This window comes from Hydrogenophaga sp. L76, assembly GCF_057654755.1.
The window spans coordinates 4,354,002-4,372,889 of sequence record NZ_CM172807.1 but is presented as its reverse complement, the minus strand read 5'-3'; the positions used below and the strand labels follow the sequence as shown (position 1 = coordinate 4,372,889).

The window sequence follows — 18,888 nt, the reverse complement described above, 5'->3', positions numbered from 1 at the left end:
TCTTTCATGAACACTTCCCTGCGCCATCACCTCATCGCCTCCGTCATCGGCCTCGCCACCGCAGCCCTCAGCCCCGCGCTGCTGGCCCAGACCACTGCACCGGTCAAGGCCGTGGCCAGCTTCAGCATCCTCGGCGATCTGGTGCGCCAGGTCGGCGGGGACCGCGTCGCGGTGGACGTGCTGGTCGGCCCCGGCAGCGACGCCCATGTGTTCCAGCCCACGCCTTCGCAGGCCAGGCTGGTGGGCCAGGCGCAGATCGTGTTCTCCAACGGCCTGGGCTTCGAAGGCTGGATGAGCCGGCTGCTGAACACTGCCAGCTACAAGGGCAGGCATGTGGTCGCCAGCCGCGGCGTCAAGCCCATCCATGCCGAAGGCGAACACGACCACAAGGCCACAGGCGGTCATCACCACGAAGAGAACGACCCCCATGCCTGGCAGTCGGTACCCAACGTCATGGCCTACGTGGGCAACATCGCCAAGGGCCTGTGCGAGGCCGACGCGGCGGGTTGCAACACCTACCAGAAGAACGCTGTCGCCTACAACGCCGAGCTCAAGGCGCTGGACACCGACATCCGCGCCACCTGGGCCGTGATTCCGGCAACGCAACGCAAGGTCATCACCTCGCACGACGCGTTCGGCTATTACGCGCATGCCTACGGCGTGAAATTCCTCGCGCCACAAGGCGTCAACACCGACAGCGAAGCCTCGGCCAAGGGCGTGGCGCAACTGGTGCGCCAGATCAAGCAGGAGCAGATCAAGGCGCTGTTCGTCGAGAGCATTTCCGACCCGCGCCTGATCGCACAGATCGGCCGCGAGACCGGCGTCAAGCCTGCGGGCGAGCTGTTTTCCGATTCCCTGTCCGACGCCCAAGGCCCGGCCACCACCTACGTGGCCATGATGCGCGCCAACACCACCGCGCTCACACAGGCCATCCAGGGCCACTGAGCGTCGCGCAGGCGCGCTGCCCCGGGGCGGCACGTGGCTACACTGGCGGGCTTTTCACCGGCCGGAGCCCCCTTTGCCTCTCAACCACCTGTTGCTCGCCCTCGCGGTGGTGTTCGTCTGGGGCACCAATTTCGTCGTGATCCGCTGGGGGCTGGACGGCCTGCCGCCGTTTCTGTTCGCGACGCTGCGCTTCACCTTCTCCGCCCTGCCCTGGCTGCTGTTCATCCCGCGGCCCACCGCGCCGTGGCGCAAGCTGGCCGCGTTCGGCGTGCTGCTGGGCGTGGGCCAGTTCGGCCTGCTGTTCCTGGCCATGCGCAGCAGCATCTCACCCGGGCTGGCCTCGCTGGTGGTGCAGGTGCAGGTGTTCTTCACCATCGGTCTCTCGCTGCTGCTGATGGGCGAGCGGGTGCGCGGTTTCCAGATCGTGGGTCTGTTGCTGGCGCTGGCCGGGCTGGGTGTGATTGCGTTGAACCTGGACGCCGCCGTGGTCACGTGGCTGGGTCTGGCCTTGGTACTCTCGGCCGCCTTCTTCTGGGCCGGCGCGAACCTGGTGGTGAAGTCGCTCGGGCCGGTGAACATGCTGCACTTCATGGTCTGGAGCAGCGTGTTTGCGGTACCACCGCTACTGGCGATTTCGTGGTTCATCGAAGGCCCAGCCCTGATGCAGAGTGCGGTCATCAACGCCACGCCGCTGGTGTGGGCCAGCGTGCTCTGGCAGGCGCTGGGCAACACTCTCTTTGGCTACGGCGTGTGGAACTGGCTGCTGGCGCGCCACCCCGCCGCCACCGTGGCGCCGCTGGCGCTGCTGGTGCCGGTGTTCGGCATGGGGGCGTCGGCACTGTCGCTGGGTGAATCGCTGCCGGGGTGGAAGCTGGGCGCTGCGGCGCTCGTGCTCAGCGGCCTGGCCGTGATCGTTCTGTGGCCCCGGCTGCGAGCCCGCCTGAACTGAGTCGAGTTACCTGGCCAGGCGAGCGAAGGTCTTCCGGAACTTGGCCACCTTGGGCGCCGCCACGGCCATGCAGTAGCCCTGGTGCGGGTTGCGTTCGAAGAAGTCCTGGTGGTAGTCCTCGGCGGGCCAGTAGTTTTCCAGCGGCATCAGTTCGGTCACGACCGGGCGGCCAAAGGCGTTGTCGTGCGCCAGTTCGTCCAGCAGCGCCCGCGCGGTCTCGCGCTGTTCGTCAGTGGTGAAGTAGATGCCGCTGCGGTACTGCGTGCCCACGTCGTTGCCCTGGCGGTTCAGCGTGGTCGGGTCGTGGATCACGAAGAAAATTTCGAGGATCTCGCGCGTGCTGATCACGGCCGGGTCGTATTCGAGCTTCACGACTTCGTTGCAGCCGGTGCGGCCGGTGCACACGTCTTCGTAACTCGGTCGTTCGGCCTGGCCGTTGCTGTAGCCGGACTCGACGTCGGTGATGCCGCTCACTTCCTTGTACACGCTCTCGGTGCACCAGAAGCAGCCGCCGCCGAGCACGATGGTCGATAGGGTCATGGTTGATTCTCCTTGGCCCGCAGTATGGGACAAGCACCAAGCACCCACCGCCCCTGGGGTCGGCCGCCTCAGGGTTGCTTCGGCCAGCCAATGCTGGCGCCCGCCAGACGGGACCGCAGCACCTGCAAGTCGTCCGGCGTGTCCAGGTCGGTGACGTAGGCATCGCGGTCGGCCTGGAGCCACTGTGTCGAGCCGGTGTTGGCCAACATCCACGCCCGCACTGCGTGGGGCCAGGGCTGCCCGGCGACCGCTTGCACGGCCTGCCAGGACAGCAGCACCGGATGACCGCGCACACCGCCGACCACGGGCACCTGCGCCTGCGTGCGCGCAGGTCGTTGCGCCCAGGCCCGCAGCAGTGGCCGGATGTCGTCGGCCACCAGCAGCGGCAGGTCCGCCACCAGCAGCATCAGGTCGGCGCCCGGCTGCTGCCGCAGGTGTTCATGCACCGCCAGCCGCTGTGAGGCCACCAGTTCGTCCGCGGGCCCGCTGTGCCGGATGACCTGCACATCGCAGCGCCGGGCCAGCGCCAGCAGGGTGTCGGCGTACGGGCCGATCACGGCGCTGATGGCCTGAATGCCCGACTGGCGCAGTGCACGCACCAGCCGCTCGAACAGGCTTTCTCCATCGATCAGCAGCGCGGTTTTGGGCACACCACCCAGGCGGCGGCCCAGCCCGGCCGCCAGGAGGGTGGCCGCCACCGGGGCGCTGGGGTGCACAGGCAGGTTCATTGGCGTACCTCCGCCCTCCGGGCTGCGGTGCGAGCTGGCTTGGGAACGGCCCGGCGCTGCGCTCATCGACTCACACCGAACAGATGGCCGGCAGGTCCGTGGGTGCTGCCCCACCGTCCAGCCAGGCCGCCTTGCCGTCGGCCACCGGCACCACCGCGGCCCGCTGAAGACCGTTCTTCGCCGCCACCACCTCGGCCATGATGGACAGCGCGATCTCGGCCGGTGTCTTGCTGCCGATGTACAGGCCGGCCGGCCCGTGCAGCGTGTCCAGCTCGGCCTCGCCCACACCGAAGTGTTCACGCAGGCGGTCGCGCCGCAGGGCGGTGTGCCGGCGCGAGCCGATGGCGCCGACGTAGAAGGCCTCGGACTGCAGCGCGTCGATCAGCGCCAGGTCGTCGAGCTTGGGGTCGTGCGTCAGTGCCACCACCGCCGTGCGCGCGTCGGGCTGCAGGCGCAGCACCAGGTCGTCCGGCATCTCGTTGCTGAGGATCACGCCGTCCAGCGTCCAACTGGCGCGCTGCTCTTCGCGCGGGTCGCAGACGATGACCTCGAAGTTCAGGCTCAGCGCCATCTGGCTCAGGAAGCGCGAGAGGTCGCCCGCGCCGATGAGGATAAGCCGGTGGCGCGGCCCGAAGTGGGTCACCAGGGCGTCGTCGGTCAACAGCGGCACGCCATCGCGCCGGCCCGGTTGCAGCTCCACCGCGCCGCTGCGCAGGTCCAGCCGGCGCTGTGTGCTGCGCCGCTCCAGGTTGGCCTGCAACAGCTGCGGCAACTGGCTGTGCGCGGCCACCGGCTCCAGCACCAGCTCCACCGTGCCGCCGCAGGGCAGGCCAAAGCGGTGCGCCTGGTCGGCCGAGATGCCGTAGCGCAGCGTGGCGGGCCTGCCCTGCGCGCACACCGCGTCCAGGCCTTCGTCGCGCACGCGGCGGATCAGGTCGTCCTCGATGCAGCCGCCCGACACCGAGCCCACCGTTTCACCCCGGCCGTTGATGGCCATGAGCGAGCCCGGTGGCCGGGGCGACGAGCCCCAGGTGCGCGTCACCGTGACGAGCAACACCGGCAGGCCTGCTGTGTGCCAGGCCTGCGCGCTGCGCAGGACCTGGGTGTCGAGGTCTTCCATGGGCTGGTTCCTTTCTGATTGTTTCAACGGGTTCCACCTGGGGTTGCGCCCCTGCGGTCTATCGGATCTGTGTGATGCGCAGCGGGACGTCTGCCGGGCCGCGCAGCTCCTCGGTGGAGCCGTCGAACCGGCCCAGAGGCACCAGGCCCGGCGAGGGCTTGCCGTCGGCATAGAACAAGGCCAGGTTGCCCCACGGCGCGTAGTAACAGAGATCCCCGGCCACCGGGGTGTGGGTCGTCGGCGCACCATGGGTGGTGAGCTTGCGCGGCAGGTAGGCCACCTTTTCGGTGGCCCCGAAGTCTTTGGCGCTCAGCGCCAGGGGCAGCAGCGAAAGAAGATCGCGTGCGATCAGCTGGTCGGTCAGTGTGGCCGTCAGCACGTGCGCGCCAACCTCCAGGCGCAGGCGAATGCCGGGCCGGGCCGGCGCGGTCTGTGCGCTCACCACACCAGCGCTGGTCGCCAGCCAGGCCAGCCAGGTCCGTCGGGAAAGGGCTTGCACGACGTGCTCACCCGCTCACGCCAGCTTGAACGGCAGCTCGCGCAGCGGCTTGCCCGTCAGGCGGCTGATGGCGTTGGCGAAGGCCGGCGCCAGCGGCGGCAGGCCGGGTTCGCCCATGCCGGTGGGCGGCTCGGCGCTGGGCACGGTGTGCACGGCGATGGCGGGCATGTCGGTCACGCGCGCCACCGTGTAGTCGCCAAAGTTCTGCTGCTCGACCACGCCGTCCTTGAGCGTGATGGCCGCCCCGGGCAGGCACATGCCCAGGCCCATCAGGGCCGCGCCCTGCACCTGCGCCTCCACCGTGCGCGGGTTGACCACCAGGTTGCAGTGCACGCCGGCCGTGACCGTGTGCAGCACCGGCTGGCCGTCCTTCACCGAGGCCTCGACCACGTAGGCGACCACCGATTCGAAGGACTCGTGCACCGCCACGCCCCAGGCGCGGCCGGCGGGCAGCTGCTTCTTGCCGTAGCCGCTCTTGTCCACCGCCAGTTGCAGCGCGGCACGGTGGCGCGGGTGCTGGTCGCCCATGAGCTTGAGGCGGTAGGCCACCGGGTCCTGGCCGGTCTCGCGGGCGATCTGGTCGATCAGCGTTTCCATGACGAAGGCCGTGTGGGTGCTGCCCACGCTGCGCCACCACAGCACCGGCACGTTGACCTTGGGGTGGTGCACCGTCAGCCGCATGGGCAGCGGGTACGGCGCGCGCATGCCCTCCACGGCGGTGATGTCGACGCCGTTCTTGACCATCATGCCCTCGAAGGGCGAACCGGTCAGGATGGACTGGCCCACGATCACGTGGTCCCAGGCCAGCACCTGGCCGCTGGCGTCAAAGCCCACATGAGCGCGGTGCAGGTGCATGGGGCGGTAGTAGCCGCCCTTGATGTCGTCCTCGCGGCTCCACAGCGTGCGCACCGGCGCACGCAAGCCGGCGGCCTGGGCCGCCTTGGCGATGGTGCAGGCCTCCACCACGTAGTCGCTGGTGGGGATGGCGCGGCGGCCGAACCCGCCGCCGGCGGACTGCACCAGCACCTTCACCTGCTCGGGCTTGAGGCCCAGCGCGCCGGCTGCGGCCATGCCGTCCAGCCCGGGCATCTGCGAGCCGACCCACAGCGTGGCGCCCTGCTCCGACAGCTCCACCGTGCAGTTCAGCGGCTCCATGGGCGCGTGCGCCAGGTAGGGGAAGACGAACTCGGCCTCGATCTTTTTCGGGGCATTGGCCAGCGGCGCCATGTCGGCATCGAAGTGTTTCGCACCGGGCTGGCCGGCCAGTTCGCGGTACTGCACCAGCTGGCGGGCGCTGTCCACCTTCTCGACCGCGCTGGTGTCCCACTCCAGCTTGAGCGCGTCGCGCGCGGTCTTGGCCGGCCAGTAACCGTCGGCGATCACCGCCACGCCCTCGGCACCGCGGTCCAGCGGCACGCGCAGCACCGCCTTCACGCCCTTCACAGCGCGCGCTGCGGTGTCGTCCACCGACTTCAGCTTGGCGCCGAACACGGGCGGGCGCGCAACCACGGCGGTGAGCTGGCCGGGGCGGCGCACGTCGATGCCGAAGTCCTGCCGGCCGCTGCTCTTGGCGGCGGCGTCCAGCCGCGTGGTGGGCTGGCCGATCAGGCGGAACTGCTTCGGGTCCTTGAGCGTGACGCTGGCGGGCACCGGCAGGGCCATCGCGGCTTCGGCCAGCTCGCCATAGCCCAGGCGCCGGCCACCGGCGCCGAGCACCGCACCGTTCTGTGTGCGCAGACTGGCCGCGTCCACGCCCCAGCGCGTGGCGGCCGCCTGCACCAGCATGGCCCGGGCGCGGGCGCCCAGCTCGCGGTACTGCGTGAAGCTGTGTTTGATGGAGTTGGAACCGCCCGTGAGGTGCATGCCAAACCGCGGGTCGGCGTAGGCCATGTGATTGGTGCCCAGCTGGCTGCGCACCTTGCTCCAGTCGGCGTCCAGCTCCTCGGCCAGGATCATGGGCAGCGCGGTCTGCACGCCCTGGCCGAACTCCAGCCGGTTGACCGTGACGGTGACGGTGCCGTCGGGCGCGATGGCCACGAAGGCGCCGGGCATCTCCACCGGCTTGAGGGCGGCGGCCTCAGCCGCAGCGCCCTGGCCCTGCGCGGCCAGCGGGAACAGGCCCAGCGCAAAGCCGCTGGCCGCGCCCAGCTTGAGGAAGGTGCGGCGCGGCAGCTCGGCCACGGGCGCCGGTGCCTGGTCGCGCGCCAGCAGCAGCTGCAGCGCGCGCGGGAGTTCTTGCATCGAATGGGTGAACATGGTGGGGGCTCCTTCAGGCCAGGGTGCGTGCGGCGTCGGCCACGGCGGCGCGGATGCGGGCGTAGGTGCCACAGCGGCAGACGTTGCCGGCCATGGCGGCGTCGATGTCGGCGGCGGCAGGTTGTTTGCCCCTGGGCAGCGATTTCAGGAACGCGGTGGCGCTCATGATCTGGCCGCTCTGGCAGTAGCCGCACTGCGCCACGTCGTGCTTCACCCAGGCCGCGTGCACCGCCTTGCCGACGCGGTCGGTGCCGCCGGTGACGGCTTCGATGGTGGTGAGCTTCTTGCCCTCGACGCTGCTGATGGGCGTGACGCAGGAGCGCACGGCCTGGCCGTCAACGTGCACGGTGCAGGCGCCGCACAGGGCCGCGCCGCAGCCGAACTTGGTGCCGGTCAGGCCCAGCGAATCGCGCAGCGCCCAGAGCACGGGCGTGGAGGGGTCGACGTCCAGCTGCTGGGCGCGACCGTTGACTTGCAGGGTGGTCATGGGGGGTCTCCTGAAAACATGGGGAACGGGGTGCGGGGTTCCCGTGACTGCAGCCCCGGGAAGGGCGCCAGTGTCGTCCTGGGCCCCCGCCCGGCGTTAGCCTGAACCTGCGTCATGTTTGCCCAATCCTGCGAGCGCGCTGCACAAACGGGCAAGGGCCGATACCATGGGCCGCCGAGACAACACCGCCCTGCCTTGCCATGCTCGCCCCTTCTTCTTCCTCACCACCCGCGCCCGGCGCGCGCGCATCCATCGTCCGGCGTTTGCTGGAGCGGGCGATCAACGGCCCGCCACAACAGCCACCCGAGATTCCGGGGCTGATGCTGGTGCGCATCGACCAGCCCTTCCAGAACATCTGCAGCGTCTATGAACCCTGCGTGGCCGTGATCGTGCAAGGCAGCAAGCGCGTCAAGCTGGGCGACGAGACCCTGTGCTACGGCGAAGACCGTTACCTGATCACGTCGATGGACATGCCGGTGAAGACGGCGGTGGTCGAAGCCAGCGCCGAGCGACCGTACCTCGGGGTGGCCCTGCGCCTGGACTGGCGCGAGATCGCCTCGCTGATGCTGGAGTCGCCCGCACCCGCGCTGGGCAACACCGCCCGCGACAGCCGCGCCATGACCACCGGCGCCCTCACCGCGCCGCTGCTTGAAGCGTTTGACCGACTGCTCGCCCTGCTGGACCAGCCCGAGCACATTCCGGCGCTGGCGCCACTGATCAAACGCGAGATTTACTACCGGCTGCTGGTTGGCGAGGCCGGCGCGCGCCTGCGCCAGATCGCCACCGTCGACAGCCAGAGCCACCAGGTCGCGCGCGCCATCGCCAGCCTCAACGCCCGCTTCACCGAACCCTTGCGGGTCGAGACACTGGCCCGCGAATCGGGCATGAGCCTGTCGACCTTCCACCACCATTTCAAGACGCTGACGGCCATGAGCCCGCTGCAGTACCAGAAGCAGCTGCGCCTGACCGAAGCCCGTCGCCTCATGCTCTCCGAAGGCATGGACGCGTCCACCTCGGCGTTTCGCGTCGGCTACGAAAGCCCGTCGCAGTTCAGCCGCGAGTACCGGCGCATGTTCGGCGCCCCGCCGTCGAAAGACATCGCCGACTTCCGCTGGCAGCAGGAGCCTGTCGCCGCATGATCCGCCGGGGTTGCCCCGGCCCTCAGCGCGCCGCCACCTCGCGCACCGCCGCCAGAAACGCCCCCAGCGCCGACTGATCGCGCCCGGTGCGCCAGAGGCAATGCGTGTCGTAGGGTGCCAGCGGCTGGGCCAGCGGCACGAAGGCCACGCCGGGCAGGCCGGCCTGCTGCAGCGCGGCGGGCACCAGGCCCACGCCCAGCCCCTGAGCGATGACCGAGACCACGCTCAGCCAGTGCCGCAGTTCAAACGCCAGCGATGGCTCAAACCCCGCGTCTGCGCAGGCGGCGAGGATACGGTCGTGGTAATCGGGCGAGACGGCGCGCATGACGATGGCAAAGGCCTCACCCTTGAGCTGATCAAGCGACAACAGCTGGGCATTCGCCAGCGGGTGCGATGAAGGCAGGCAGGCCATGAACGGCTGGCTCGACACCAGGATCTGAGAGAACCCCGCCGGCACGCGCGTGGTGTGCACAAAACCCAGGTCCAGCCGGTCGTGCACCAGCTCGACCAGCTGCTCGCTGCTGGAGAGTTCCCGCAGCGCCAGCCGCAGTTTCGGGTGCGCCGCCGCAAAGTCGCGCAGCACCTGCGGCAGGCCGCGATACAGCACCGTGCCGGCAAAGCCGATCTGCAACTGCCCGGCCAGCCCCTGCCCCACGTCGCGCGCCTCGCGCGCCGCCAGGGCGGCCTGCTCCAGCAGCGCCTGCGCGCGCGGCAGAAAAGCCAGCCCGGCAGCCGTGAGCGCCACGCCCCGGCTGTTGCGCTCAAACAGGCGCGCGCCCACCGAGGCTTCGAGCTGCTGGATGTTGAGCGAGAGCGGCGGCTGCGTCATCGCCAGCCGCTGGGCCGCGCGGCCAAAGTGCAGCTCCTCGGCGAGCACGGCGAAACAGCGCAGATGGCGGAATTCCATGAATATGTGATGCGTATTGATCAATCGGCAATCAATATTAGACAGCTATTCATGGGGCGCCGACAATCACTGTCAAACCCCTCTTCCAACCCGCCCCGGAGACACCCCATGGCCAGCCCCAAAAACACCTTCAACTGGGAAGACCCGTTCCACCTGAGCGCCCAGCTCACCGACGACGAGCGCCAGGTGCAGGACGCCGCCCGCGCCTACTGCCAGGAAAAGCTGCTGCCCCGCGTGACCGAGGCCTTCCGCCACGAAAAGACCGACGTCGCCATCTTCCGCGAGATGGGCGAGCTCGGCCTGCTCGGCCCCACCATCCCCGAGCAGTACGGCGGCAGCGGCCTCAACTACGTCTGTTACGGCCTGGTGGCGCGCGAGGTGGAGCGCGTGGACTCCGGCTACCGCAGCATGATGAGCGTGCAAAGCTCGCTGGTCATGGTGCCGATCAACGAATTTGGCTCTGAAGCACAGAAGCAGAAATACCTGCCCAAGCTCGCCACGGGTGAATGGATCGGCTGCTTCGGCCTGACCGAACCCAACCACGGCAGCGACCCCGGCAGCATGGTCACCCGCGCCAAGGCCGTGCCCGGCGGCTACAGCCTCTCCGGCGCCAAGATGTGGATCACCAACAGCCCCATCGCCGACGTGTTCGTGGTCTGGGCCAAGGACGACGGCGGCCAGATTCGGGGCTTCATCCTGGAAAAAGGTTTCAAAGGCCTTAGCGCCCCGGCGATCCACAGCAAGGTCGGCCTGCGCGCCAGCATCACCGGCGAGATCGTCATGGACGAAGTCTTCGTGCCGGAAGAAAACGCCTTCCCCGACGTGCGCGGCCTGAAAGGCCCGTTCACCTGCCTGAACAGCGCGCGCTACGGCATCGCCTGGGGTGCGCTGGGTGCCGCAGAAGACTGCTACTTCCGCGCCCGCCAGTACGTGATGGACCGCCAGCAGTTCGGCCGCCCGCTCGCCGCCAACCAGCTGATCCAGAAAAAGCTGGCCGACATGCTGACCGAGATCAGCCTGGGCCTGCAAGGCTGCCTGCGCCTGGGCCGCATGAAAGACGAAGGGACTGCTGCCGTGGAGATCACCAGCATCCTGAAGCGCAACAGCTGCGGCAAGTCGCTGGACATCGCCCGCATGGCCCGCGACATGATGGGCGGGAACGGCATCAGCGACGAATTCGGTGTCGCCCGCCACCTGGTGAACCTGGAGGTGGTCAACACCTACGAAGGCACGCACGATGTGCACGCGCTGATCCTGGGGCGGGCGATCACGGGCATTGCGGCGTTTTCGAACTGACCGGGTTCTCTCCGGAACAAGTAGGGCTGCCGTGGGCAGCCCTGCTTGTTTTCCGCATCACGTCAGGGCGTCACGCGTTTCCCGAAGATCCGGACGTCGCCCAGTTCACCCCTGCATAGATCAGGGCCGCGACGTACAGGGGCCCGAACAGGTGCTTGTTGTACCTCGCCAGCCACACCGGAAGGTAGATGTCGAAGTTGCTCTCGCGGTCTTCCGTGTACCTGGCTGCCACCGCCGTCAGCGGGCATGTCCACTCGTTCAGGGCCAGGATGATGACCTCGACCAACACCAACATCGCCAGCAGCCCGGCCAGGTGATGCCGACCCGCCCAGGACGCGATCGGCATCGCGAAGATGCAAGCGGCGAAAAAGGCCCAGGCCAGCGTGTGGATGAGCTTCACCGCCACCAGCCGAAGGTGGCTGGCGTCACGGTGTTGTGGAGCTGGAAACATGTGGGGTTGAGACGTTCAAGCAGTGGTTTCCCACCGAACCCGCACAACGGTGCGGGACGGTCCGTTTTTTTCGGGCGCCTGCTTGCTGCAAAGTGCCTGGCCTCTCACGCACCGGGCACGGGCCGATCGAAGTGCATCACGCCCTCCCGTGTGCCGGGCTTTGTATACAGCGCCACGGCGGGGTCGTCGCCGTGGTCGGCCTGCACGAACACCACCCAGGCGCCGCGCTGCGCAGCCAGGGTCTGCAGATGCCGGATGAGACACCCTGTGTCAACCCCCCCCGATTCTGAACCAGCTTGTTCCAACTCGCAGCGCAGGGTGTCGAGGCGGGCATGGCAGCCCGTCCCGTAGCGCCCTACGGCAGGGCCAACCCGACCACCCAGTACACGGCAATCCCCATCTGCACACCGAAAGCGGTGAACCGGGCCGTCACGGCGGCGGGTGAGGTCGAGGCGAGGTGGATGAGGGACTGCACGATCCGGGCGGCGAGCAGCGCCCAGGCCAGCGGGTCGGTGACGGCGGAGCGGTCCGCGACAACGGCAACGAGCATGAGCCCGCCGAAGATGGGCAGGCCTTCGAGGCAGTTCGCGTGCGCCCGGGCCAGGCGCTGCATGAAGGGCGAAAGGTTCGAATTCTCGGGGTCGAACCGGTTGGCGGGCACGGCGCCCTGCAGCACAAGCCAGGAGCGGATGCCCTCCATGAGCACCAGCAGGCACAGGGTCCAGGCGATGAATCCGAGAAGGGCTTGCAGTGTGATGCTCATGAAACGGCTCCCGGCTGATGGCGTGGGTGTGACCTGCCACGGGTGACCATGCAGCCTGACGCAATGTATCCCGCAGGCCTCCCTTTGGCACGCTTTCTGTTAGCTTCCACGCATGGCTCTCTCACTCGACTTTCTCACCCTGCCCCTCCTGGCAGCCGCCTCGCTGGTGTTCTTCAGCGTGCTGGCCGGTGTGTTTTCGGCGCGTGTCGGCTTTTCTTTTCTGCTGGTGTTTCTGGTGGTGGGCACCCTCGCGGGCGTGGACGGGCCGGGCGGACTGGTGTTCAACGACTTTCGCCTCAGTTTCTGGGTGGGCAACGTGGCGCTGGCGGTGATCCTGCTGGACGGCGGGCTGCGCACCGACATGCGCACGTTTCGCACCGGTTTGAGGCCTTCGCTGCTGCTGGCCACGTTGGGCGTGGTGCTGTGCACCGCCATCACCGGCGCGGCAGCGCACTGGCTGCTGGGCCTGTCGTGGCCGCTGGCCTTGCTGGTGGGTGCCATCGTCGGGTCGACCGATGCGGCGGCGGTGTTTTCGCTGCTCAAGTCGTCGGGTGTGACGCTCAACGAGCGGGTGGCGGCGACGCTGGAGATCGAGTCGGGCATGAACGACCCGATGGCGGTGTACCTGACACTGACGTTCATCGGTATTGCACTGGCGCTGGGCGGGGGTGGCAGCGGCACCGTCGACGTCAGCGAAGTGCTGCTGTCGCTGCTGCAACAGTTTGGCTGGGGTGCGTTGCTGGGCCTGGGCTGTGGCTGGGCCCTGGCCGAGCTGCTCAAGCGCCTGGGTCGCGGCTCGGATGGCGGCGGCGGCATCCGCGCGCTGCTGGTGGTGTCTGGTGGCCTCACGGTGTTTGCAGGCACCACCTGGGTGGGCGGCTCGGGTTTCCTGGCGGTGTACATGATGGGCGTGGTGGTGGGCAACCGGGCGCGGCGGCAGGTCAGGCCTTCGCTGTCGGCCATGGACGGCTATGCCTGGCTTTCGCAGGCGGGCATGTTCCTGCTGCTGGGCCTGCTGGTCACGCCCAGCGACCTGCTGCGCACGCTGTGGCCCGCGCTGGGTGTGTCGCTGGTGCTGATGCTGGTGGCCCGGCCCATTTCGGTGTGGCTGTGCCTGGCGCCGCTGCACTTCAAGCCGCGCGAGATCACCTTCATTTCCTGGGTGGGCCTGCGCGGTGCGGTGCCGATTGTGCTGGCGGTGTTTCCGCTGATGGCCGGGGTGCAGGGCGCGCAGACCTTTTTCAATGTGGCGTTTGTGGTGGTGCTCACCTCGCTGATGCTGCAGGGTTCGACCATTGCCTGGAGCGCCCGGCGACTGGGCGTGACCCTGCCCGACCCGGAGGACACGGCCCAGGCACGGCTGGTTTATGGCGACTTCGTGCTGGACGCCAGCACCTCGTTGGACAACCTCTGCGCCTTTTATGGACTGCCCGTCCCGGCGGGTTCCACCCAGGACATCGCCAGCTGGCTGCTCAATGAATTGCAGCGTCCGCCGGTGGTGGGCGACAGCATGCTGCTTGGACAGGCCGAGGTGAGCGTGCGCGAGATGGCGGGCCATCGCATCACACGCGTGGGCATCAAGCTGGGCTGAGCATTTCGGCGCCCGCAGGGTGTCTGGCATGGGCCCGGTCGGGCCGGCTGTACCGGTGATGGGTTATATTAATAACCAGTCGGTCATTAAATCCATGCCACCCTCCTCTCTCCCCCTCCCGCCCCCCATCGAAGAGGCCCCGCGCCAGCGCCGCGAACGCCGCAAGGAAGCGCGCCCGGGTGAATTGCTGGACGCGGCCTTGTCCCTGTTCGTTGAAAAGGGCTTTGCCGCCACGCGGGTGGAAGAGGTGGCCGCGCGCGCGGGGGTTTCCAAGGGCACGCTGTTCCTGTATTTCCCGAGCAAGGAAGACCTGTTCAAGGCGGTGGTGCGGGAAACCATCGCCGGGCGCTTTGGCGAGTGGAACCAGGAGCTGGACGCGTTCGAAGGCAACAGCGCCGAACTGCTGCGCCACTGCCTGCACGCATGGTGGGAACGCATCGGCATGACGGCGGCCTCGGGCATCACCAAGCTGGTGATGAGCGAGGCCGGCATGTTTCCCGAAATCGCGGCGTTTTACCAGCAGGAAGTGATCGGTCCCGGCCACGACCTGCTCAAACGCATCCTGCAGCGCGGCATCGACCGCGGCGAGTTCCGGCCCATGGAGCTCGAATACGCGATCTACAGCCTGATCGCGCCCATGATCTTTCTGCTGATGTGGAAACACTCCATGGCGCCGTGCTGCCCGGCCTCGCAGCAGATCGAGCCTGTGGCCTTCATCGACACCCAGCTGGACCTTCTGCTCGGCGGCATGCTGGTGCAGACCGCTCCATCCACCAACACCACCCCGCTCTGACCATGTCCTCCCACCGTTCTCCCTGGCTGAAATGGCTTCTGCTGGCCGCCCTGGTGCTGACCATTGCCCTGGGTGTAGCGCGCGCGCTGAACAAACGCAAGCTGCAGGGCGAAGCCGCCAGCACGGCCGCCGCGGCCATGCAGCAGGCACCGGTGTACCAGTTGACGCCGCAGGACGTGTTGACCGTGCAGGCACTGGATCTCGCGCAGACGGTGGGCGTGTCAGGCGCGCTCAAGGCACTGCAGACCGCGGCCATCAAGGCCAGGGTGGCCGGTGAGCTGCAGGGCCTGCAGAAGCGTGAAGGCGAGAGCGTGCGCGCGGGTGAGGTGGTGGCGCGCATCGACAGCACCGAGGCGCAGGCGCGCGTGCGCCAGGCCGAACAGCAGGCGAAGTCGGCCATGGCGCAGGTGAGCATCGCACGCCGCGCGCTCGACAACAACCAGTCGCTGGTGAAGCAGGGTTTCATCTCGGCCACCGCACTGGAAACCACCAGCAACAACCTGGCCGCAGCCGTTGCCAACCACCAGGCGGCCCTTGCGGCGCTGGACATCGCGCGCAAGACCCTGGGTGACACCGCGCTGCGCTCGCCGCTGACCGGCCAGGTGTCGGCCCGTCTGGTGCAGAACGGCGAACGCGTCGCCGTTGACGCCCGCGTGCTGGAGGTCGTGGACCTGTCCGGCTTCGAACTTGAAGCCGCCCTGGCTCCTGCCGACGCCATGGCAGTGGCACCTGGCCAGACAGCACAACTCACGGTGGAAGGCCTGGCCCAGCCGGTGGACGCCACCGTGGCGCGCATCAACCCCAGCGTGCAGGCGGGCAGCCGCAGCGTGCTGGTGTACCTGCGGGTGCCGGCGGTCGCGGGCATGCGCCAGGGCCTGTTTGCCCAGGGGCAGATCGTCACCGGGCGCATCAGCGCGCCGGCGGTACCGCTCTCGGCGGTGCGCAACGACAAGCCGCAGCCCTACATCCAGACCGTGCAGGACGGCAAGGTCGCCCACGTGCCGGTGGTGCCGGGCCGCCAGGGCCTGCACAACGGTGAGCCCATGCTGGTGATCGACGGCCTGGCGCAGGCCCCCGTGGGCACCACGCTGCTGCGCGTGCAGGCCGGCCTGATCCGCGAGGGCACGGCGGTGACGCTGACGGGCACGACCGCTGCGGGCACCGCGCCAGCACAGCCCACCCCATCGCACTGAGCAGCGCACCATGTGGTTCACCCAGATCTCGCTGCGCAACCCGGTCTTTGCCACCATGGTGATGGTGGCCTTCGTGGTGCTCGGGCTGTTTTCGTTCCAGCGCCTGAAGGTGGACCAGTTCCCCAACATCGACTTCCCCGTGGTGGTGATCACCACCGAGTACCCCGGCGCTTCGCCCGGCATCGTGGAGAGCGAAGTCACGAAAAAGGTGGAGGAAGCGGTCAACGCGATCGCGGGCGTGAACACGCTCACCTCGCGCAGCTACGAAGGCCAGTCGGTCGTCATCATCGAGTTCCAGCTGCACATCGACGGGCGCAAGGCGGCCGAAGACGTGCGCGAAAAAATTGCCATCCTGCGACCGACTTTCCGCGATGACGTGAAGGAACCGCGCGTGCTGCGCTTCGACCCGGCGGCGCGTTCGATCTGGTCGGTCGCTGTCCTGCCCGAAGCTGTCAATGGGAAAGCACCCTCGGCGGTTGAACTCACCACCTGGGCCGAGCAGACGCTCAAGAAGCGCATGGAGAACGTGCGAGGTGTGGGCTCGGTCACGCTGGTGGGCGGCACGCGGCGCGCGGTCAACATCGACCTCGACCCGGCCGCCATGGAGGCGCTGGGCATCACCGTCGAGCAGATCACCACCGCGGTGCGCAACGAAAACCAGGACCTGCCGGTGGGCACGCTCAAGACCACCGAGCGCGAACGTGTGGTCCAGGTGCTCTCGCGTCTGCAGAATCCGAAAGACTTCGAGGCCATCATCGTCGCGCGCCGCGGCGGCAGTGCGGTGCGCCTGGCCCAGGTGGCGCGCGTGAGCGATGGCACCGAAGAGGTGGAGAGCCTGGCGCTCTACAACGGCCAGCGCACGCTGCTGCTGCAGGTGCAGAAGGCGCAGGACGAAAACACCATTGCGGTGACCGACGGCCTCAAGGCCACCATCACATCGCTCCAGGCCGAACTGCCGCCGGGCGTGCGGCTGGAGCCGATCGCCGACGACTCGCGGCCCATCCGCGTGTCGGTGGACAACGTGCGGCGCACGCTGATCGAAGGCGCGTTGCTGACCGTGCTGATCGTGTTCCTGTTCCTGAACTCGTGGCGTTCGACCGTGATCACGGGCCTCACGCTGCCGATCTCGGTGATCGGCACCTTCTTCTTCATGAACCTGTTCGGTTTCACCATCAACATGATCACGCTGATGGCGCTCACGCTGTCGGTGGGCCTGCTGATCGACGACGCCATCGTGGTGCGCGAAAACATCGTGCGCCACGTGCAGATGGGCAAGCGCCCGTTCGACGCCGCCATGGACGGCACGCAGGAAATCGGCCTGGCGGTGCTGGCCACCACGCTGTCCATCGTGGCGGTGTTCCTGCCCATCGGCTTCATGGGCGGCATCATCGGCAAGTTCTTCCACGAGTTCGGCATCACCATGGTGGCGGCCGTGCTGATTTCCATGTTCGTGAGCTTCACGCTCGACCCGATGCTGTCGTCGGTCTGGCACGATCCGGAAATCGAAAAGCACGGAAAACACGCCGCGCCCGTGACGCTGTACGACAAGACCATTGGCCGCGTCACCGGCTGGTTCGACCGCGTGCAGGACGACCTGACCGAGCTCTACCAGGGCACGCTGCGCTGGTCGCTGAAACACAAGCTGGCCACGCTGGGCCTGGCGCTGGCCACCTTCGTGGGCAGCCTGTTCATGCTGCCGCTGCTGGGCACCGAGTTCGTGCCCAAGGCCGACTTCTCCGAGACCTCGCTCACGTTCCACACCCCGGTGGGCTCGTCGCTCGAAGCCACCGAAGCCAAGACGCGGCAGGTCGAGGCGATCCTGCGTGAATTCCCCGAGGTCAAGTACACGCTCTCGACCATCAACACCGGCAACGCCCAGGGCACCATGTACGCCAGCGTCTACGTGCGCCTGGTGGACCGCAAGGACCGCAGCCTGAACGCCGACACCATGGCCGCGAAGCTGCGCGACCGCCTGCGCACCGTGCCCGGCATCAACGTGACCCACGCCGGCCTGCTCGATCCGGTAGGCGGCAACAAGCAGGTCGAGTTTTCGCTGCAGGGCGAGGATCTGGCCGAACTGGAGCGGCTGACCGCTCAGGTGATGGAGCGCATCCGCCCCATCGTCGGCCTGGTGGATCTGGACGCCAGCGTCAAACCCGACAAGCCGACGGTGGACGTGGTGATGCGGCGCGAGATCGCCTCCGACGCCGGTCTGAACGCCGCCACGGTGGCGAGCAGCCTGCGCACCCTCGTGGCCGGCCAGACGGTGGGCAACTGGCGCGCGGCCGACGGCGAGAGCTACGACGTGAACGTGCGCCTGGCACCCGGGCAGCGCGCGCGCACCAGCGACCTGGAGCAACTGCCCTTCGTGGTGGGCAGCGCCACCGATGGCACGGCGCGCGTGGTGCGCCTGGGCCAGGTGGCGCAGGTGGTGGAATCCACCGGGCCGAACCAGATCAACCGGCGCAACCTCAACCGCGAGGTGGCGATCAACGCCAACGTGTACGGCCGCTCGGCCGGTGACGTGTCGGCCGATATCCGCGAGGTGCTCGACACCATCACCATGCCGCCGGGCTACCGCTACGAGTTCGGCGGCTCGACCAAGAACATGCAGGAGTCGTTCGGCTACGCGGTGTCGGCGCTGGCGCTCGCCATCATCTTCATCTACATGATCCTGGCCAGCCAGTTCCAGAGCTTCCTGCAGCCGCTGGCGCTCATGACCTCGCTGCCGCTGACCCTGATCGGCGTGGTGCTCGCACTGCTGATGTTCGGTTCGAGCATCAGCATGTTCTCGGTGATCGGCATCGTGCTGCTGATGGGCCTGGTGACCAAGAACGCCATCCTGCTGGTGGATTTCGCCATCCGTGCCCGCCGCGGGCTGGACGGCGCTGCGCCGCTGGACCGCGAAAGCGCCCTGCTGCTGGCCGCCAGGGTGCGGCTGCGCCCCATCCTCATGACCACGCTGGCCATGGTGTTCGGCATGGTGCCGCTGGCTTTTGCGCTCACCGAAGGCTCGGAACAGCGCGCGCCCATGGGCCAGGCCGTGATTGGCGGCGTGATCACCTCGTCGCTGCTGACGCTGGTGGTGGTGCCCGTGGTGTACTGCTACATGGACGATTTCGGCCACTGGCTGCGCCGCCTGTTCGGGGCTGGACGCGCCGATGACAGCGCGGCCGTCAGGGCCGCAACGGGTGGCGCTCAGTAAAATGCATCAGGATCGGCTAATATACC

At 68.1% G+C, this 18,888-nt stretch carries 17 protein-coding genes and 1 pseudogene; 8 read left to right on the top strand and 10 right to left on the bottom strand.

Annotated elements, in window-relative coordinates; all coding sequences use genetic code 11:
• Positions 1–6 precede the first annotated feature (6 nt).
• Positions 7–945 (top strand): metal ABC transporter substrate-binding protein, encoded by a 939-nt coding sequence (locus AC23D4_RS21355; protein ID WP_472889791.1) that lies wholly within the window; start codon positions 7–9, stop codon positions 943–945.
• Between the two features lie 73 nt (positions 946–1,018).
• Positions 1,019–1,894 (top strand): EamA family transporter, encoded by an 876-nt coding sequence (locus AC23D4_RS21350; RefSeq protein WP_472889790.1) that lies wholly within the window; start codon positions 1,019–1,021, stop codon positions 1,892–1,894.
• Between the two features lie 6 nt (positions 1,895–1,900).
• Here AC23D4_RS21350 and msrA read toward each other — a convergent pair whose 3' ends face one another.
• The 6 genes from msrA to AC23D4_RS21320 form a co-directional block, all read right to left on the bottom strand.
• Positions 1,901–2,434 (bottom strand): peptide-methionine (S)-S-oxide reductase MsrA, encoded by a 534-nt coding sequence (gene msrA, locus AC23D4_RS21345; protein WP_472889789.1) that lies wholly within the window; start codon positions 2,432–2,434, stop codon positions 1,901–1,903.
• Positions 2,435–2,502: 68 nt separating this feature from the next.
• Positions 2,503–3,162 (bottom strand): nucleotidyltransferase family protein, encoded by a 660-nt coding sequence (locus AC23D4_RS21340; protein ID WP_472889788.1) that lies wholly within the window; start codon positions 3,160–3,162, stop codon positions 2,503–2,505.
• Positions 3,163–3,232: 70 nt separating this feature from the next.
• Positions 3,233–4,282, bottom strand: coding sequence for an XdhC family protein (locus AC23D4_RS21335; RefSeq protein WP_472889787.1), 1,050 nt, complete (start codon positions 4,280–4,282; stop codon positions 3,233–3,235).
• Between the two features lie 58 nt (positions 4,283–4,340).
• A complete protein-coding gene (locus AC23D4_RS21330; RefSeq protein WP_472889786.1) occupies positions 4,341–4,781 on the bottom strand; it encodes a cyclophilin-like fold protein in 441 nt (146 codons plus the stop codon).
• A gap of 15 nt (positions 4,782–4,796) precedes the next feature.
• Positions 4,797–7,037, bottom strand: a complete 2,241-nt coding sequence (locus AC23D4_RS21325) for a xanthine dehydrogenase family protein molybdopterin-binding subunit (protein WP_472889785.1) — start codon at positions 7,035–7,037, stop codon at positions 4,797–4,799.
• A 13-nt stretch (positions 7,038–7,050) separates the two neighbouring features.
• Complete coding sequence (locus AC23D4_RS21320; protein ID WP_472889784.1) at positions 7,051–7,524, bottom strand: (2Fe-2S)-binding protein; 474 nt, start codon at positions 7,522–7,524, stop codon at positions 7,051–7,053.
• Between the two features lie 200 nt (positions 7,525–7,724).
• Between AC23D4_RS21320 and AC23D4_RS21315 the strand changes: the two genes are divergently transcribed.
• Entirely contained in the window at positions 7,725–8,663 is a 939-nt protein-coding gene (locus AC23D4_RS21315) for an AraC family transcriptional regulator (protein WP_472889783.1), read from the top strand.
• 22 nt (positions 8,664–8,685) lie between these two features.
• Here the strand turns inward: AC23D4_RS21315 and AC23D4_RS21310 are convergent, their stop codons facing one another.
• Positions 8,686–9,570 carry a LysR substrate-binding domain-containing protein gene (locus AC23D4_RS21310; RefSeq protein WP_472889782.1) on the bottom strand — a complete coding sequence of 295 codons (885 nt, stop codon included), beginning with the start codon at positions 9,568–9,570 and terminating at the stop codon, positions 8,686–8,688.
• 108 nt (positions 9,571–9,678) lie between these two features.
• On the opposite strand from AC23D4_RS21310, the gene AC23D4_RS21305 reads away from it, so the two are divergent.
• Entirely contained in the window at positions 9,679–10,866 is a 1,188-nt protein-coding gene (locus AC23D4_RS21305; protein WP_472889781.1) for an acyl-CoA dehydrogenase, read from the top strand.
• A gap of 70 nt (positions 10,867–10,936) precedes the next feature.
• Here the strand turns inward: AC23D4_RS21305 and AC23D4_RS21300 are convergent, their stop codons facing one another.
• From AC23D4_RS21300 to AC23D4_RS21290, 3 genes and pseudogenes are all read right to left on the bottom strand, one after another.
• Complete coding sequence (locus AC23D4_RS21300) at positions 10,937–11,266, bottom strand: hypothetical protein (protein WP_487623660.1); 330 nt, start codon at positions 11,264–11,266, stop codon at positions 10,937–10,939.
• Between the two features lie 155 nt (positions 11,267–11,421).
• Positions 11,422–11,547: pseudogene (locus AC23D4_RS21295) on the bottom strand (AAC(3)-I family aminoglycoside 3-N-acetyltransferase); the annotation flags it as partial.
• 125 nt (positions 11,548–11,672) lie between these two features.
• A complete protein-coding gene (locus tag AC23D4_RS21290) occupies positions 11,673–12,080 on the bottom strand; it encodes an MAPEG family protein (RefSeq protein ID WP_472889779.1) in 408 nt (135 codons plus the stop codon).
• Between the two features lie 112 nt (positions 12,081–12,192).
• Here AC23D4_RS21290 and AC23D4_RS21285 point away from each other — a divergent pair, with 112 nt between their 5' ends.
• From AC23D4_RS21285 to AC23D4_RS21270, 4 genes are all read left to right on the top strand, one after another.
• The gene (locus AC23D4_RS21285; RefSeq protein ID WP_472889778.1) at positions 12,193–13,671 is read left to right on the top strand and encodes a potassium/proton antiporter; all 1,479 of its coding nucleotides are present in this window, start codon (positions 12,193–12,195) and stop codon (positions 13,669–13,671) included.
• 94 nt (positions 13,672–13,765) lie between these two features.
• Complete coding sequence (locus AC23D4_RS21280; RefSeq protein ID WP_472889777.1) at positions 13,766–14,464, top strand: TetR/AcrR family transcriptional regulator; 699 nt, start codon at positions 13,766–13,768, stop codon at positions 14,462–14,464.
• Between the two features lie 2 nt (positions 14,465–14,466).
• Positions 14,467–15,657 (top strand): efflux RND transporter periplasmic adaptor subunit, encoded by a 1,191-nt coding sequence (locus tag AC23D4_RS21275; RefSeq protein WP_472889776.1) that lies wholly within the window; start codon positions 14,467–14,469, stop codon positions 15,655–15,657.
• A gap of 10 nt (positions 15,658–15,667) precedes the next feature.
• Positions 15,668–18,862 carry an efflux RND transporter permease subunit gene (locus tag AC23D4_RS21270; RefSeq protein WP_472889775.1) on the top strand — a complete coding sequence of 1,065 codons (3,195 nt, stop codon included), beginning with the start codon at positions 15,668–15,670 and terminating at the stop codon, positions 18,860–18,862.
• The last annotated feature ends 26 nt before the right edge of the window (positions 18,863–18,888 follow it).